9 protein-coding genes are annotated in these 17,089 nt (G+C 72.3%); 2 read left to right on the forward strand and 7 right to left on the reverse strand.

All coding sequences use genetic code 11. The features are described from left to right. Positions 1-37 precede the first annotated feature (37 nt). The 5 genes from ACWGJO_RS14505 to ACWGJO_RS14525 are packed head-to-tail and all read right to left on the reverse strand — an operon-like array spanning position 38 to position 11,159. Positions 38-235, reverse strand: a complete 198-nt coding sequence (locus tag ACWGJO_RS14505; protein WP_359906749.1) for an MbtH family protein — start codon at positions 233-235, stop codon at positions 38-40. Beyond that, the gene (locus ACWGJO_RS14510; protein WP_452183742.1) at positions 232-1,473 is read right to left on the reverse strand and encodes a cytochrome P450; all 1,242 of its coding nucleotides are present in this window, start codon (positions 1,471-1,473) and stop codon (positions 232-234) included. Before ACWGJO_RS14510 ends, ACWGJO_RS14505 begins: the two co-directional genes overlap by 4 nt. Continuing rightward, positions 1,470-3,254 carry a beta-ketoacyl synthase N-terminal-like domain-containing protein gene (locus ACWGJO_RS14515; RefSeq protein ID WP_452183744.1) on the reverse strand — a complete coding sequence of 595 codons (1,785 nt, stop codon included), beginning with the start codon at positions 3,252-3,254 and terminating at the stop codon, positions 1,470-1,472. Before ACWGJO_RS14515 ends, ACWGJO_RS14510 begins: the two co-directional genes overlap by 4 nt. 37 nt (positions 3,255-3,291) lie before the next feature. Then, positions 3,292-5,118, reverse strand: coding sequence for a non-ribosomal peptide synthetase (locus tag ACWGJO_RS14520; protein WP_387694986.1), 1,827 nt, complete (start codon positions 5,116-5,118; stop codon positions 3,292-3,294). After that, positions 5,115-11,159 (reverse strand): acyltransferase domain-containing protein, encoded by a 6,045-nt coding sequence (locus ACWGJO_RS14525; protein ID WP_452183746.1) that lies wholly within the window; start codon positions 11,157-11,159, stop codon positions 5,115-5,117. The genes ACWGJO_RS14520 and ACWGJO_RS14525 overlap by 4 nt, the downstream gene beginning before the upstream one ends. A gap of 667 nt (positions 11,160-11,826) precedes the next feature. Here ACWGJO_RS14525 and ACWGJO_RS14530 point away from each other — a divergent pair. After that, positions 11,827-13,203: an MFS transporter gene (locus ACWGJO_RS14530; RefSeq protein WP_452183747.1), complete on the forward strand. Its 1,377-nt coding sequence runs from the start codon at positions 11,827-11,829 to the stop codon at positions 13,201-13,203. A 191-nt stretch (positions 13,204-13,394) separates the two neighbouring features. Here ACWGJO_RS14530 and ACWGJO_RS14535 read toward each other — a convergent pair whose 3' ends face one another. Further along, positions 13,395-14,120 (reverse strand): helix-turn-helix transcriptional regulator, encoded by a 726-nt coding sequence (locus tag ACWGJO_RS14535; protein WP_452183795.1) that lies wholly within the window; start codon positions 14,118-14,120, stop codon positions 13,395-13,397. Positions 14,121-14,587: 467 nt separating this feature from the next. Next, positions 14,588-15,262, reverse strand: coding sequence for a TetR/AcrR family transcriptional regulator (locus ACWGJO_RS14540; RefSeq protein WP_452183749.1), 675 nt, complete (start codon positions 15,260-15,262; stop codon positions 14,588-14,590). 208 nt (positions 15,263-15,470) lie between these two features. On the opposite strand from ACWGJO_RS14540, the gene ACWGJO_RS14545 reads away from it, so the two are divergent. Beyond that, complete coding sequence (locus tag ACWGJO_RS14545; RefSeq protein WP_452183751.1) at positions 15,471-16,979, forward strand: MFS transporter; 1,509 nt, start codon at positions 15,471-15,473, stop codon at positions 16,977-16,979. The last annotated feature ends 110 nt before the right edge of the window (positions 16,980-17,089 follow it).

A 17,089-nucleotide genomic window follows, 5' to 3' on the forward strand; every position in this document is an offset into this window, starting at 1 on the left:
GTCGCTGGTTCGGGTGGTGGTCGCCGTCGGGTCGCGGTCAGGCCGCCGGCGTTCCCACCGCGGTGGTGAAGTGCTGCTCGACGTAGTCGAGGGCGCCCTCACGGTCCGGGCAGGAGTGGACGATCCGCCAGCCGTCCGGGACGGCCAGGTGCGGCCGCCACAGCGCGTACTGCTCGTCGGCGTTCACGACGACCAGCCAGTCGCCCTCCCCGCCGTCGAAGGGGTTGCCGCTCATCGGTCGACCTCTTTCAGTCCGGAGTGATCGGGATCGAAGCGCACCGGCATGGTGGAGAACCCGGTCAGGAAGTTGGACCGGATGGGCAGCGCCTCGTCGGTCTGCTCGAAGCCGAGGGTGAAGTCCCGCAGGGCCTTGAGCAGTTCGGCGATCTCCACCTTGGCCAGGTACGAGCCGACGCAGAAGTGCGGGCCGTAGCCGAAGGCCAGGTGCTTGTTGGGGGTGCGGCCGAGGTCGAACTCCTCGGGCCGCGCGAAGACCCGCTCGTCGCGGTTGCCGGAGGCGTGCCACAGGGTGACGATGTCGCCCTGCCGCAGCCGCACGCCGTGCAACTCGGTCTCCCGCTCGACGCTGCGCCCGAAGTGCATGGTGGGCGAGGCCCAGCGCAGCACCTCGTCCACGGCGGTCTCGACGGCGACCTCGCCCTGCTTGAGCCGCCGCCACTGCTCGGGCTGGGCCGCGAGGGTGCGGACGCAGTCGATCATCGTCAGCCGGCTGGTCTCGTCGCCCCCGATGATCAGGCTGTAGCAGTTCAGCACGACGTCCTCGTCGGTCAGCGGCACCCCGTCGATGGCGCTGCCGATCAGCATGCTGATGACGTCCTCGCCCGGTGACTCGCGCCGCTCCTCGACGATGTCCATGAAGTACATCAGGATCTCGTTGCGGGCCATCTCGGAGTCGACCTCGTCGACGTCCTCGTCGTCCGCCGAGAGCGCGGTCTTGGTCAGGGAGAGCAGGTAGTCCCGGTCCTGCTCGGGCACGCCGAGCAGGTTCGAGATCGTGGTCATCGGGATCCGGCTGGCGATCTGCTCCGCGAAGTCGCAGCCGCCGGACTCGACCGCCTCGCGGATCCACTGCCGGGTGTTGACCCGGACGGTCTGCGCGACCTCGTCGAGCACCCTCGGCGAGAGCACCCGCTGGAGGATCTTGCGCAGCTCCAGGTGCCGGGGTCCGTCGGTGACGGCCAGCATCCGGCCGGCCCCGGCGTCGCCGCCCTCCAGGAGGGTGACGAGCACGTTGCCGCGCTGGGACGTGAAGTTCACGTTGTCCCGGTAGGTGGCCATGATGTCGTCGTAGCGGGAGAGCACCCAGAACCCCCGACGGCCGCCGACCGGCGGGTTCCAGTGCATCGGTGCGGTGTCCCGCAGGGTGCGCCAGAACCCGACGAGGTCGTGGTCCGCGAAGGTGGCCGGGTCTCCCAGGTCCAAGGCGTCCAGTGCCGGTGTGCTCATGCTCACCAGTCCGTACGCCAGAACCGGCGGGGCTGGAACGGGTAGGTGGGCAGCGGCACGCGGCGGCCGGCCTCCCCGAGGTGCAGGGCGTCGAAGTCCACCTGCTGGCCGGTCACCCAGGCGGCGGCCAGGTCGGACAGCGCCTCGTGGTCCCGGCCCGCCGGCACGATCCCGCTGTCGTTGCGCGAGAAGGCGCCCGGGTCGGTCCGCGGGGCGGCGGCGGTCGTGGTGGCCGCGCCGCGGGCGGCGTCGTCGGACAGCGCCGCGATCAGCTCCTCGCGGCTGCGGACCACGGCCGCCCACCGGCGGGCCATCACCTTGCGGCCGAGGTTGAGGGTGAAGCAGACGTCGTCCAGGCGCAGGCCGGGGTTCGCCTCCAGCCACTCCTTGAGGCGGGTGCGCTGGCGGCCCAGCGCGTCGTCGTCCAGGGCGGACAGGGTGGCCAGCCGCGGCCGGCCCTCGTCCTCGGGGGCGCGCTCGGCGGGCGCCGGCGCCTCCTCCAGCAGCAGGTGGGCGTTGTAGCCGCCGCCGCCGATCGAGGTGATGCCCGCGCGGCGGATGCCGGCCTCCGGCTCCCAGGCCGCGCCCTCGATCTGCGGCACGAAGGGGGTGCTGGGGAAGTCGAGGTCCTGGTTGACCTCCGTCAGGTTGATCGTCGCCGGGAGCGTCTTGTGGTACAGCGCCAGCGCGGCCTTGATCGCGCCGAAGCCGCCCGACACCACGCCGCCGTGGCCCACGTTGCCCTTGACCCCGCCGATCGAGGTGGTCGCGGTCTGCTTCCCGAACGCCATGGTCGCCGCGTGCACTTCGAGCTCGTCGGTCATCGGCAGGCCGAGGCCGTTGGCCTCGTACATGGACACGGTGTCCGGGCTGACGCCGCCGACCTCCATGGCGGCGGCGATGCAGGCGCTCAGCCGCTCGGGCTGGGCCAGGCCGTACGCCATCGCGCTGACGCCGTTGTTGTTGACGGCCGAGCCCCGGACCACGGCGTAGACGTGGTCGCGGTCGGCGACGGCATGGCCGAGCGGCTTCAGCAGCACGGTGACCACGCCGCTGGACAGCGCGGTGCCGGTGCCGTTGGCGTCGAACGGGCGGCAGTGGCCGTCCTTCGACAGGATGCGGTTCTCCTCCCAGAGGTGACCGCGGGGGTGCGGCAGGCGGACCATCGAGCCGCCGGCGATCGCCATGTCGCTCTGGCCCAGCAGCAGCGACTGGCAGGCCAGGTGCACCGAGTAGTGGAAGCCCGCGCAGACGGCGGCGACGGTGACGGCCTCGCCGGTGAGGCCCATGTAGTACAGCGCGTTGGAGGTCATGGTGTCCGGCGACCACGCCAGGCTGGCCTCGATCGCCTCGGGGCCGACCGACACCCGGTCCGGCGGGGAGCTGTAGAGCGCGGCGGTCTGCGGGTTGTTGGCGCCGTACATGCCGATCTCGGCCTTGAGCCGGTCCGGGTCGTAGCCGCCGTCCTCCAGCGACTCCCAGGCGCTCTCCAGGAACAGCCGGTTCTCCGGGGTCATCGCGGCCGCCATCCGGTCGCTGATGCCGAACACCGACGGGTCGAACTTGTCGTACGTGTCGAGCACGCCGCAGGCCCGGACGTAGAACGGGCTGTGGATCAGGGTCTCGTCGACGTGGATGTCGTCCTTGGCCAGGAAGGACACGGTCTCCCGGCCGTTGACGAGGATGTCCCAGAACTGCTCCTTGGTGCGGGCACCCGGTGCCCGCAGGGACATGCCGATGATGGCCACGTCGCCCGGGTCGTACTCCTGCTCGGGGCTGTCGGTCATGGAAGGCTCCTGCTTCGTGTCGGGTAGGGGGCGTGACTCAGCGGCCGGTGGCGCCGCCGCGGCCGCGCAGGGCGGCGCGGCGGGCGCCGGCCCGCTGGCGGGCCGACTGGACCACCTCGGGGGTGGCGCCGAACTCGTCGTCGAGCCAGCGGGCGAGGGAGGCGATGTCGCGGAAGCTGAAGAGGTCGGGCACGCGGACGCGGCGGTCGAAGCGCCGGGTCATCAGCCGGGCGAGGCGGACGAGCAGCAGCGAGTCGCCGCCGAGGTCGTAGAAGGCGGACTGCACGTCGATGGTCGACGGTTCGAGGTCGAGCAGCTGGCCCCAGATCTCCGACAGCGCGATCTCGGTCGGCGTGGTGGCGGCGGTCAGCGGCCCGTCGGTGTCGGCGGCCGGCGGCTCGGGCAGCGCGTTGCGGTCGAGCTTCCCGCCCGGGCCCAGCGGGAGGGCGTCCAGGAACACGAGCGTCGCGGGCACCATGTAGTCGGGCAGTTCGACGGCGAGCCTGCCGGTGACGGCGCTCTGGAGCGCGGCGTCCAGCCGGGGGCCGTCCTGCGGCGCGCCGTCGCCCGCGGGCACGACGTAGCCGACGAGCCGGTTGCCCCGGACGGTGGCGGCGGCCTCCCGGACCTCGGGGCAGGCGGTCAGCCGGGCCTCGACCTCCTCCAGCTCGATCCGGTAGCCGCGCAGCTTGACCTGGTGGTCGGAGCGGCCGAGGAACTGGAGTTCGCCGCTCTCGGTGAACTTGACGACGTCCCCGGTGCGGTACATGCGCTCGCCGCTGCGGAACGGGTCCGGCAGGAACCGCTCGGCGGTGGTGCGCGGCCGGTTGACGTAGCCGTGCGCGAGGCCGACGCCGCCGAGGTAGAGCTCGCCGGCCTCGCCGGCCGGCAGCGGCTTCAGCTCGTCGTCGAGCACGTAGACCAGGTCGGTGGTGGTCGGCGGGCCGATGGTCGGCTCGTCGGTCCCCTCCTCGGGCACCAGCCCGAACGAGCAGAAGACGGTGCCCTCGGTGGGGCCGTAGGCGTTGAACACCCGGGTGGCGCCGGTCTCCTGGTAGGCCCGGTCGACCAGCTTGCGGCGCAGGGCCTCGCCGCCGAACACGATCGAGCGCACGTTCGGGGGCAGGGCGCCGGCGTCGAGCAGGCCGTTCATCACCGACGGGACGACGGACAGGTGGGTGACCCGGTCCACGTACCGGCTCTCCGGCAGGTGCACGGCGCTCTCGACGAGCACCACGGCGCCGCCGCGGCACAGCGCGTTGAAGATCTCCATCACTGACAGGTCGAAGCAGATCGAGCTGGCGGCCGAGACGCCGCTCAGGTCGCAGCCCTCCAGGACCCGGTCCATCTCGGCGAGCATCGCCACGGCGCCGGAGTGCCGCACGGCCACGCCCTTGGGCCTGCCGGTGGAGCCCGAGGTGTAGATGACGTACGCGGTGTCCTCGGGCACGACCGCGACGGGCTTCGCGCCGGCCTCGGTGGTCACGCCGTCCCCGAGCACGACGACCGTCGGCCCGGGCGGGCAGCTGGCCCGGGACGCGGGCGTGGTGAGCAGCAGGCGGGTCCCGCTGTCCTGGACCATGAAGGTCAGCCGGTCGGCGGGGTAGTTCGGGTCCAGCGGCAGGTAGCAGGATCCGGAGCGCAGGGCCGCCAGGACGGCGACGAGCAGGTCGGGGGTGCGCTCGACGCAGATGCCGACCGGGACGCCGGGGCCCGCGCCGTCGGCGACCAGCCGCTCGGCCAGCACCCGGGACCGCTCGTTCAGCTCGCCGTAGGTCAGGACGCCGGCGTCGGAGTAGACCGCGGTCGCGTCGGGGTTCTTGACCGCCTGGGCGATGAACTCGGAGTGCAGGGTTTCGGTCACTTGTCCGTCTCCTTGGGGAGGCCGGTCGGCGCGATGTCGCCGAGGGCCTGGTCGGGTCGGGCGATCGAGTCGAAGAGCACGGTGCGGTACAGCGCGAGCAGGGCCGTCACGGTCCGCCGCTCCAGGTAGCTCGGCTTGAACTGGACGTGGCCGGCCACCCTGCCGTCGATGTCGGCCATCGAGATCTCCAGGTCGAACTTGGCGAGGTGCCTGCGGACCTGGAGCGGTTCGAGCGGCAGCGCGCCGTCCGGGGCGATGGTCTCGCCGACGCCGTGGAAGAGCTTGACGGAGCGGGGGAAGGCGTCCGAGGACAGCCAGTTGACCACCACGTCGAACCAGGGGGAGCGGCCCTCGGCGCGCGGCGGCTTCAGCTGGGAGGCCAGCAGGTCGAGCGGGTAGTTCATGTGCTCCAGGAGGCCGAGCGAGTAGGCGTGGACCTCGCGCAGCAGCTCGCGGAAGCTCCGCCCGCCGGAGGGGTTCGCCCGCACCAGCACGGTGTTGAGGTAGTAGCCGATCGCGGACTCCCAGCCGGGCTCGGCCCGCTGGGCGATGGCGGTGGCCAGCACCGAGTCCTCGGTCCCGGCCGCGCGGTTGAGCGTGGCGAAGAACCCGGCCAGCACGACGGTGCTCACCGACACGCCCTCGCGCACCGCGAACTCCCGCAGCAGGCGGGTCTCCTCGGCGCTCCAGCGGAACGCGATGTCGCGGCCCTCGTAGGTGACGCCCGGCGGCCGCTCCTTGCTGGAGAGGTCGAGGTGGGCGGGCGGGTCGGCCAGCTTCCGCGACCACCAGTCCAGGGCCGCCTCGGCCGCCGGACCGGCCAGCCACTGCCGCTCCCACTCGACGAACTCGGTGTACGGGGCGACCGGCGCGCTGCGGGCGGGGTCGGCGCCCTCGTAGTACTCCTGGAGTTCGCGGATCATGACGTCGGCCGAGGCCGCGTCCGAGGCGATGTGGTGGACGAGCACCATCAGGTAGTGGTCGGAGGGTCCGCGCCGCATGAGGACGATCCGCACCAGCGGCCCGTTGTCCATGTCGAGCGGCTCGTGCCCGTACTGGGCCAGCTCCTCGCGGGCCTGCTCGTCGTCCAGGTCGGAGGTGTCCACCACGAGGAACTCGTACACCGGCTCGTCCAGGACGACCTGGTACGGGCTGCCGCCCGCCTCCACGAAGACGGTGCGCAGCGCGGGGTGCCGGTCCAGCACGGCCCGGACGGCGTGCTCCAGGGCCTCCTCGTCGACCGTCGTCCGGATCCGGGCGGTCACCATGAAGTTGTACGGCACGGCGTCCGGCGCGACCATCTGCATGAACCAGAGCGAGGCCTGGCCGTGCGAGGTCGGCGCCACTTCGAGACCGAGGCCTTCGGCGCGCAACTGCTCCAGCGCCGGCGCGTCGGTGGCCTCCAGCAGCCCGCGCGCCTCCAGCTCCTCCACCAGCTCCTCGGCGTCCAGTTCGGACAGGTCCTCCAGGAAGGACCGCTTCGGCGCGGCCTCGGGGACCGGGACGGGCCGGGCGGCCGCCGCCGGCGCCTGGGGTGCCGGTGCCGCGGGGGCGGGCGCGGCCGGTCCGCCGGAGAGCCCGACGAAGTGGCCGACGACCTCGGCGATGGAGCGCCCGTCGAGGAACACCACCGGCGACACCCGGTGCCCGAGCACCGCCTGCATCCTGTTGACGAGGCGGATCGCCAGCATCGAGTCGAGGCCGAAGTCGCGCAGACCGGCGTTCTCGTCGAACCTGCTCACCGGCACGCCCAGCGCGTCGGCCAGTTCGGCGAGGACGACCTCCGGCACCGGCCGGTCCGCCGGGGCCGGGGCCGCCGCCGGCCGCACCTCGACCGGAGCGGCCACCGTCGCGGCCGCGCCCGCCCCCGCGGTCCCGACGGCCGGGGCGGGCGCCGCCGCGCCGCGGGGCTCGGTGTCGGTGTCGATCCAGTAGCGCTCCTTCTGCCACTGGACGAGCGGGGTCTCCACGAGGTCGACGTCGTCGGCGAAGAGCGGGTCGAAGGTCAGCGGCAGGCCCCTGACGTACAGCGAGGCGGCGGCGCCCAGCAGGCAGCGGACGTCGCTCTCCTCGCGCCGCAGAGAGTTGATCGCGTGCACCTGGACGCCGCGGGACAGCCCGATCTCCTCGACCGCGCCGCGCAGCGTCTCGTGCGGGCCGATCTCGATGAAGGTGGAGACGCCCCGGTCGACCAGCGCACCGATCGTCTCGGCGAACCGGACCTGGTTGCGCAGGTTGTGCACCCAGTAGTCGACGTCGGCGACCGGGTTCACCGTGTCGGCCAGCGCGGTGGAGTGGAAGGGGATGGCCGGCGCCAGCGGGGTGATGCCGTCGATGCTCTCGCGCAGCGGCTCGATCAGCGGGTCCATGCCGGGGCTGTGCACCGGCCGTTCGACCCGGATCCGCCGGACCGAGACGCCGTCCCGCTTGAGGTCGGCCTCCAGGGCGTCGACGGCCTCGGGCGAGCCGGAGACCGCCGCGCTGGTGGGGCTGTTGACCACGGCGACGGCGGCGTGCTCGGCGTACGGGGCGAGCCGCGGCCGCAGCTCCTCCTCCGGCAGGTCGACCGAGATCATGGCGCCCTCGGCGGCCTTGCGCTCCAGCAGGTGCGAGCGCGAGACCACGACCCGGGCGGCGTCCTCCAGCGACAGCGCGCCGGCCACGCAGGCGGCCGCGACCTCGCCCAGGCTGTGCCCGACGACGGCCGTCGGCTCGATGCCCAGGTCGAGCCAGACCTTCGCCAGCGAGACCTGCAGGGCGAACAGCACGGGCTGCTGGAAGTCCATCTCCTCGTACCGGGCCTCGTCCGCGGGGGCGGCGAGGTGGTCGAGCACCGAGAAGCCGCCGGCCGCGCGCACGGCGGCGTCGCAGGCGTTCATCGAGGCCCGGAAGCCGGCGTGGGAGCGCAGCAGTTCGCGGCCCATGCCGACCCACTGGGTGCCGCCGCCGGAGAACACCAGCGCCACCCGCCGGTCGGCGTTGCCGGAGACCGTGCCCGTGACCACGTCGGGGTGCGGCTGCCCGGCGGCGACCCGGGCGAGTCCGTCCAGGACGTCCTGCCGGTTGCGGGCGAACAGCGCGATCCGGTGGCTGTGGTGGGTGCGCCTGGCGGCGAGGGTGTAGGCGAGGTCGGAGACCCGCAGGCCGGGGTCGCGTTCGACGTGGTTGGACAGCTCGCGGCAGGTGTCGGTCAGCGCGCCCGCGGTCCGGGCGGTGACGGGCACCAGGTGCAGCTGCCCGTCGGCCGCGGCGTCGCCCGGGCTCGGCGCGACGTGCCGTCCCCGGTCGCCGGCCAGGAAGGGGTGGGCCGTGACGGGGTGCCCGGCGGCGTACAGGGCGCCGAGCGAACCGAGCAGGGTCGAGGCCTCGTCGGCGCCGCGCCGCAGCGACGGCAGGGTGGTCGCCGGCAGGATCTCCGAGGCCGACTTGAGCAGGAGGGGGTGCGGGCTGATCTCGATCACCGCGTCGACGTCGTGGTCGCGCAGCTTCGTCAGGGCGTCGACCACCCGGATCTCCCGGCGCAGGTTGTCCGCCCAGTAGTCCGGTCCGAGCTCCGCGCCGTCGACGAGTTCGCCGGTGACCGTCGAGATCATCGGGATGCGGGTGCTCCGGGGCCTGATGCCGTCGAGCTCGACCTTCAGCGGGGCGAGGACGTGGTCGACCAGCGCCGAGTGCGGGGCGTGGCCCATCCGCACCCGGTGGTTGGTGACGCCGGCCGCGGTCAGCCGCTCGACGAGGTCGTCGATCTCCTGCGGCGTGCCGGTGACGAGCGTGGAGCCGAGGCCGTTGTAGCCGGAGAGGGTGAGCCCGCCGGTGAGGTGCGGCCGGACCTCGTCCGCGGGGGTCATCACCACGATGCCCTCGCCGCGGCCCACGGCCAGCAGCTGGAGGAGCCGGCCGTGGTGGGCGGCCAGGCGGGAGGCGTCGTCGAAGTCGAGGGCGCCGGCGATGTGGGAGGCGGCGAACTCGCCGACGCTCTGCCCCACGACGACGTCCGGCTCCACCCCCAGCGAGCGCCAGGTCTCGGCCAGCGCGACCTGCAGGGAGAACAGCAGCGGCTGGAAGACGTCCATGTCGTCGAGGCGGCCGTCGGGGGCCAGCAGCTGTTCGACGAGCGAGAAGCCGAGCAGTTCCCGCATCCGCCGGTCGGACTTCATCATGGACCGGCGGAACACCGGCTGGCCGGCGAGCAGTTGCCGGCCCATGCCGACCCACTGCGAGCCGTTGCCCGAGAACAGGAACGCCACCCGCGGCCGGCGGTCGGCCCGCTCGCCGACGCTCAGTCCGGGGGCCTTCGCACCGCTGCCGAAGGCGTCGAGGCTGCTCCTGAGTTCGGCCATGTCGCGGGCGGTGGCCGCGAGCCGGAACGGGCCGTCGCCGGGCTCGCGGCGGCAGAGTGCGCGCAGGTCGGTCGCGTCGCGCAGCGCCCGGGCCCGCTCGGCCAGCGCCTCGCGGGAGTCCGCGGCCAGCAGCAGGAGCGAGGCCTCGGGGCGCGGCAGTTCCTCGACGGCGACGTGGCAGATCGAGCCGCCGAACCCGAACGAGCTGACGCCGCCGCGGCGGGCGTCGGAGTGCCGCGGCCACGGCTCCAGCCGGTCCTGGACGGTGAGGTTGTACTCGTCGAACAGGATCTGCGGGTTCGGCGCGGTGTAGTGCAGGCTCGGCGGCAGCACGCCGTTGCGCATCGACATCGCGAGCTTGACCAGGCCGACGATCCCGGCGGCCGCCTCCAGGTGGCCGACGTTGGACTTGACGGAGCCGAGCCGCAGCGGCTGCGGGCGGTCGCCGCCCAGGACGGCGCCGATGGCGTTGGCCTCGATCGGGTCGCCGAGCGGTGTCGCGGAGCCGTGGCACTCGATGTAGTCCACGAGGTCCGGGGAGATGCCGGCCCGCTGCCAGGCGGTGCGGAGCATCTTCTCCTGCGCCTGGGGGTTGGGCGCCGTCATGCCGTTGCTCAGGCCGTCGTTGTTGGAGGAGCTGCCCTTGATCAGGCAGTACACCGGCAGGTCGCGCTCCAGCGCCACGCTCAGCGGGGCGAGCACGACGACGCCGGCGCCCTCGCCGCGGACGTAGCCGTTGGCGCGGGCGTCGAAGGACTTGCAGCGGCCGTCCGGGGCGAGCGCGCCCATCGCGTCCATGGCGGTGTAGTAGTCGGAGACGAAGCTCAGGTTCACGCCACCGGCGAGCACCAGGTCGCTCTCGCCCAGCTGGATCGACTGGCAGCCCACGTGCACCGAGATCAGCGAGCCCGCGCAGGCGGAGTCGATGGCCATGCTGGGGCCCTGCAGACCGAGGATGTAGGAGACGCGGTTGGCGATGATGCCGTCGTGCATGCCGGTCGCGGTGTGCGGGGTGATCTGGCTGTCGGGGCCGCGGTAGTGCGCCAGGGCGGCGTAGTCGCCCCAACAGGAGGCCATGAACACGCCGGTGTCACTGCCGACCAGGCTGTGCGGCGCGATGCCCGCGTCCTCCAGCGCCTCCCAGGACAGCTCCAGGATCAGGCGCTGCTGCGGGTCCATCTGGACGGCCTCGCGGGGCGAGATGCCGAAGAACAGCGGGTCGAAGCGGTCGATGCCGTCGATGAATCCGCCCCAGCGCACCCGGTCGTTCAGCAGCTCGCGGCGGGCGCCCGGCACCGGTCCGACGGCGTCGCCGCCCTCGACCAGCAGCCGCCAGAACGCGGACGGGTCCGGCCCTCCGGGGAACCGGCAGCCGATGCCCACGACCGCGACGGGCTCGTGCGAGGGCGTGCGGCGCCGGGTGGTCGGGGCGGGCTCCGCGGCACGCGGGCCCTCGACGAGTGCCCGGGCCAGGCCGTCGACGGTCGGGTACTGCCACATCCAGGTGGCGGGGACCTGCCAGCCGAGGAACTCGGACAGGGCGGCCGCGAGGTTCACCGACTTCAGCGAGTCCAATCCGTACCGGTGCATCGGCGCCCACCGGTCCACCGAGTTCGCGGACAGGTCCAACAGCTCGGCAAATCGGGACAGCAGGAAGTCCGTGACGGCGGATATGTCTCGCGCTGCGTGCTCTTGGGGCATGGCGACTCCCTCAGCAGGGCTGGTGAATTGGGCGGGTGGAGCTTCACAACCGATCGTTCACAAGGGGGGGCTCGTCAGTTGTTCCATATCAAGGCAGTTCGACTGCGAATGCTGGATCAGGCCTGTACATGACATGCATGGACGTGCGATCGGGCAACACCGCTCCTCGCGCGGGGAGGTGGGAAGGGCTGCCCGAAGCTCCGGCCGAGCGGTGCGGCGGCCATGCGTGGTGACGACGGCAAACTTCGAGGTGACGCGGGTGGTCGCGATTCAGCGGCTCACTGTGGAATTCTCGCCGCCCCGTGCGGCCCTGCCGGTGGATCTGTCGTGCAATCTCGCTGCCGGGATTTCGCAGTGCCGCTTTCTTTCGTCCGCCCCTGGGCGCGGAGAGTCCAGCGACTCCAGGATTGCGCACTTTGCGGGCCGGTTGAAGCGCTGGCGAGATTTGATCGCCAAAGTGTCCGATTTGATCTCCTCGGACGGTACCGTTCAGTTCCATCTGCGGGCGCGGGGCGGAGTGGACAGCGGACGATCGGCCAATGCAAGCTGTCCGCATGGCAGTTGACAAATTTGATAGGGCGTCAGCCGATGCCAACAGCTCCTTACCCGGACGCAGCGACCACCTCGGGCGGGCACTCACCGGCCGCGACTTCCACGGCAGGCCCGCATGACCGACACCACTGACACCACCGGCGACACCACCGGCGCCGCGGCCTCACCGGTCCGCCGGCCGGGACTCGCACTCGGCGTCCTGGCCGGGGCGCTGGCCCTGGACGTGAGCGGCCTCGGAGTGCTCAACGCGGCGCTGCCCTCGGTGGGGGAGCGCTTCCACCTGGACGAGAGCACGCTCCAGTGGGTGATGACCGCCTACGCCGTCACGTTCGCCGGCTTCCTGCTGGTGGGCGGCCGACTGGCCGACGTGATCGGGCGGCGGCGGGTGTTCGAGGCCGGCGTCGCCCTGTTCACCGTCTCCGCGCTGGTCGGGGCCGTGGCCCCCAACACCGTGACGCTGCTGGGCGCGAGAGCGGTCCAGGGCATCGGCGCCGCCCTGTCGGGGCCGGCCGCGCTGGCGCTGCTCACCGACACGTTCCCGGCCGGTCCGGCGCGCAACCGGGCCTTCGGGGTGTACGCGGCCGTCGGCGCCGCGAGCTTCAGCGGCGGGGTGCTGCTGGGCGGCGTCCTGACCGAGTTCTTCGGCTGGCGCTCGGTGCTGTGGTTCTCGGTGCTGGTGGGTCTCGGTGTGCTGGGCGCGACGCGCATCGGACTGCCCGACGGCGTCGGGCACCGCGGCCGGCTGGACCTGCCCGGAGCGATCACGGGCACACTCGGCCTCACCCTGCTCGTCGTCGGCGTGAGCAGCAGCGGCGCCACGGCGTGGATCGTACTCGGCGGCGCGGTGCTCTCCCTGGTGCTGTTCGTGGTGCGCGAGCACCGCACCGCCGACCCGGTGCTTCCGCTCGGCCTCCTCCGGATCGGCTCGGTGCGGGAGGCGAGCCTGGCCGCGTTCCTCCAGTACATGGGCTCGGTCGGGATGCTGTTCTTCGCGCCCCTGTACCTGCAGGGGATGCTGCACTACTCGCCCTTCGAGTCCGGCATCGCCCTGGTGCCGATGTCCCTGGCCGTGTTCCTCACCGCCAACTTCGCCACCGGCCGCCTGCTGGCCACGTACTCCCCGCGGACGCTGATGGCCGTCGGCCTCGTCCTGATCGGCGTGGGCACCGGCCTGTGGCTGGGCACGCCGCAGGACGGCAACTACGTGCTGCACGTCCTGCCCGGTCTGGTGGTCAGCGGCATCGGTCAGGGGCTGAACTTCCCCTCGATGACGTCCGCCGGCCTCTCCGGCGTCCCGGAGCAGCAGCAGGCCGTCGCCGGCGCGGTGAACGTGGTGACGCAGCAGATCGGCGCCAGCGCGGGCGTGGCGGTGATGGTCCTGGTCGCGGGGACCAGCGCCGACCAGCTCGCCGGGTACCACCTCGCCTACGTCACCGCCGCCGTCGCGTGCGTGGTGGGTGCGGTGGTCATCGCCGTGAGGCGACGGGCCTGAGCCTCCTCCCGGGGGCGGTGGCCGGCGTGAGCCGGCCGCCGCCCCTTCGTCATGTCCGGGGAGCCCGTGGCGCGTCGGCCGTCGTCCCCCGTGCCGCGTCGGCCACCGCTCCCCCCGTCCCGTGCCGGACGTCGCCCCCGTGGGCCCGGAGCCCCGTCCCCGGGCCGCGTGGCCGGCTCCCCGGCGCCGGCTCAACCGGCCTCGGAGAGCCTTTCGTTCCTGGCGAGGGCCGCCGCCCGGACGTCCAGCAGTGCGAGCAGGACGGGCGGGTCGAGGGCGTGCACGGGGCGCAGGCGCAGTTCGAGCGGCTTCGGCGGGACGTTCGCCCTGATCTCGACGGGGCCGACGGAGCCGACGGAGACCTCGCCGGTGAGGACTTCGTCGAAGGAGGCGGGGACGGAGTGGGCGAGGAGGTACCAGGTCCCGGGCGGCACGTGGTCGAGGAGGAAGGCGCCGGGGCGGGGGAGGACGGTGCAGGCGGCCGGCCGGCCCTCCGGGATGCGGGTGCGGAAGAGCCCGACGAAGACGCGTCCGAGGCTGTCGGCGACGGGAGCCCGGATCTCGCCGCGGACGGTGGCGAGATCCGTGGGCCGGGCCCAGCGCCGCCTTTCGAGTTCGATGCTGGTGGTGAAGCCGCGTAACTGGCGGAACATCGTGGGCGACGTGCCGACGCTGCTGGCGAACCGTGAGCTGAAGGTGCCGACGCTGTTGTAGCCGACGCGGTGGCTGATCTCGGTCACGCTGAGGTCCGTCTCGATGAGCAGACGTTTGGCGGCCTCGATGCGGATGGCGGACAGGAAGCGTCTCGGGGAGACCCCGGTCACCCGCTGGAATTCCCGGGAGAAGTGGAATTTGCTGTAGACGGCCGCCTGTGCCATGTCGTCTATGGTGAGTATTTCGCCGATGTTCTCGTGCATGACCTCGATGGCTCGGGCCACGGCCTCTTCGATTGCGGGTTTCACAATGACTCCAGGTTCTCGCAGTACCGGTGGACGACGGAAACTCCGCTCCGGTATTGCGTCCTGGAACGCGGCCGAGGGGGGCGGGCGGCCTGAGATACCGGAGCGCGCGAGGTTTCCCCTCTCCCTTCTGTTAAGCGACGGTGACACACTGTGGCACCGTGATAACGACTGATGACCGTAGCAGGCGGACATGACAAGTTCAACGACTTCCTCGTGCGTTGATTTGGCAAAGCCGAGGGGTGGAATACCGGCCGGTATGTGTTTGAACTATTGAAGCAATTGACGAGATGCGCCGGAGGGGGGCATACGGATGTTACGGACGGGACGGATGTGATTCAGGAGTACTCGTGTGACGGCTGCGCCGGTCCGGCGTCGGAGCGGAATCGTTCGGGAATTCACCGCGGATCGCGCCGGCCCCGCCATCAGTCCGAATCGGTCGTCGCCGGGTCCACCTCCTCCCACAGTCGCTCCACGGAGGACGCCACCGATGCGACCGCGGCCTCCAGGAGGTCGCCGGCCGCGACCATCAGCCCCACCAGCTGCGCCTCCAGCAGCCGATCGGCGTCGCACGGCTCGGTCAGGTAGTCGCCGAGCTCCAGGACCACCAAACCGTGCACCGCGGACCACATCTGATGCGCCACCAGCTCGGCGTCCTCCGAGCGGAACCGGCCCGCCTCGATGCAGCGGGCGGCGCACTCGGCCACGCCGGCCAGAGTGTAACGGCCGTATTGCCGGTCCTCCTCGCCCAGCGAGAACCCGGCCAGCGAGGAACCCCCGAACATCACCGCGTACAGGTGGGGGTTGGCCAGCGCATTGCACCGGTACGCACGACCCAGCAACGCCAGGTCGCTCACCGGGTCGTCACTGAACTCCACCAGGGTGAAGTAGTGCTGGAGCCGGGTGAACCCTTCATGAACCATGGCGCGCACCAGCCCGCGCATTCCGTTGAAGTGGGTGTACAGGGCCATGGTGGAGGTGCCGCTCTCGCTCGCGATGCGGCGGGCGGACAGCGCCTGCGGCCCTTCCTCCGCCAGCAACCGGGCGGCGATGTCCACCAGTGCGGGCCGGGCACCGGGATCCGTGCGACGCGGACTCATTCCCTCAGTCAAGCAAAACGCCCTTATGTCAGGTACGTTCGCGCCCACAACCCTCCGATCCCCGCACAATGCGAGAAGCGGCCCGCGCGGCGCCGGGCATAGCTTTCCAGTCACTCAGCGCGACATTCCAGGGGCGGCCGACGGCCGGAGGAGAAATGTCGACGCCCGGTCGCGCGACCACCACACCAGCGCTCGACGGAGGTCGCTCTTGTCCACCACCACACGCCCCGGCCGGATCACCGGCGCCACATTGCTCCTGGCCCTGGGCAGCCTGATCGTGCTGGTCTCCTCCGCGGTGGCCTTCCGGCACTCCTTCGCGATGGATCCCGCGATGCCGATGGATCCCGCGATGCCGATGGACCACATGCCCGCCGACAACGGGCGGAAGCTGCACGGCATGGCCCTGTCGGAGATGCCGGAGATGTTCACCGCCCTCGCCGGACTGCTGGTCGTGGTGGCCGGCGCCGCCCTGCGCGGGCGGCCGAAATCCGTCGAGGCCGACTCCGGGACGGGGCGGCGCGGCCGGCTGCTGATCCTGCTCATCGGTACGGCCGCCCTCACCATCGACATCAGCAAGACCTCCACCCTGGGCTTCGTCATCCCCGGCATGCGGGCCGAGTACGGGCTCGATCCCCGCGCGGCCTCCCTGCTGGCGGTCTGCGGACTGACCGGGACGGCGACCGGGGCGCTGCTGTTCGGCGTGCTCACCGACCGGATCGGCCGCCGCAGCTCCTACCTGATCGCCACCCTCGGGTTCACCGCCACCAGCATGTGCGGCTCGATGCCCACCTTCGAGGGCAACCTGGTGATGTGCGCCCTGATGGGCGTGGCGGTCGGCGGCCTCGCCCCGCTGCTGATCACCCTGCTCACCGAGACCGTCGGCGGAAAGGTCCGCGGATCGGTGGTGGTGGCGCTCTCCGTCGTCGCCACCGCGGTCGGCTACCTGGTCGCCGCCGGCTCGGCGCTGTGGCTGGAACCGGTGTTCGGCTGGCGGATCCTGTGGCTGATCGGCGCCCCCACCGGTGCCGCGCTGGCCCTCCTCACCCCCTTCGTCCCCAACCGCACCTCGGCCCCCGCCCCGGTGGCCGCGGGCGCACCGTCGGCCGTCCAGCACCTGCCCAGGTCCTCACGGGCCCTCACCCACGGCCTCCAGCGCGCTTTCGCCACCCTGATCGGACTGCTCACCTTCGGCCTCACCACCTGGGTGCCGAGCCTGGCCCGGATCGGCGGCGTGCCGGTGCACACCGCGAACCTGATGCTCACCATCGCGGCGATCGTGATGATCCCGTGCGCCCTGCTGCTGATGCTGGGCTACCGCCGCTTCGGCCCGACCTCCATGGCGGCGGGCCTGGCCACCGTCACCGCGGTGCTGCTGCTGGCGCTCACGGCCAGCGGCGCGGTGGCCGAGGTGGGCTGGATCGCCGCGGGCGCGCTGGTGGCGGCCCTGTTCTCGGTGAACTCGATGGCCGCGATCTTCCTCCCGATCGCGGCCGACCTGGCGGATCCGGAACGGCGCGGCCGGACCACCGGGTGGGTCTCCCTGTTCAACCGACTGGGCGGCCTGATGGGGCCGTTGCTGCTGGCGAGCCTGGTGTCCTCGCCCTCCGCCGTCCTGGTGGCGGTCTCCGCCCTCGCCCTGCTGTGCGGCGCGGCCGCCTGGTACATCAGCCGCCGGCACCGGCTCGCCCTGGTCGGCCTGGAGCCGGTGACCGACTGAACCGACCGGCTGACTGACCGACCGACCGGGAGTACGCGGGCCGGCCGACCGACGAACCCGTCGGCCGGCCGGCCTGCCGTGTTCCACCGCGGGAGCGGACGCAGGGGAGT

It is taken from the genome of Kitasatospora sp. NPDC054795 (assembly GCF_053611565.1).

Bases quoted from the DNA above. Each gene is read 5' to 3' on its own strand.
- ACWGJO_RS14535 (WP_452183795.1), bottom strand. From the start codon at position 14,120: ATGCACGAGAACATCGGCGAAATACTCACCATAGACGACATGGCACAG.
- ACWGJO_RS14530 (WP_452183747.1), top strand. From the start codon at position 11,827: ATGACCGACACCACTGACACCACCGGCGACACCACCGGCGCCGCGGCC.
- ACWGJO_RS14525 (WP_452183746.1), bottom strand. From the start codon at position 11,159: ATGCCCCAAGAGCACGCAGCGCGAGACATATCCGCCGTCACGGACTTC.
- ACWGJO_RS14515 (WP_452183744.1), bottom strand. From the start codon at position 3,254: ATGACCGACAGCCCCGAGCAGGAGTACGACCCGGGCGACGTGGCCATC.
- ACWGJO_RS14540 (WP_452183749.1), bottom strand. From the start codon at position 15,262: ATGAGTCCGCGTCGCACGGATCCCGGTGCCCGGCCCGCACTGGTGGAC.
- ACWGJO_RS14505 (WP_359906749.1), bottom strand. From the start codon at position 235: ATGAGCGGCAACCCCTTCGACGGCGGGGAGGGCGACTGGCTGGTCGTC.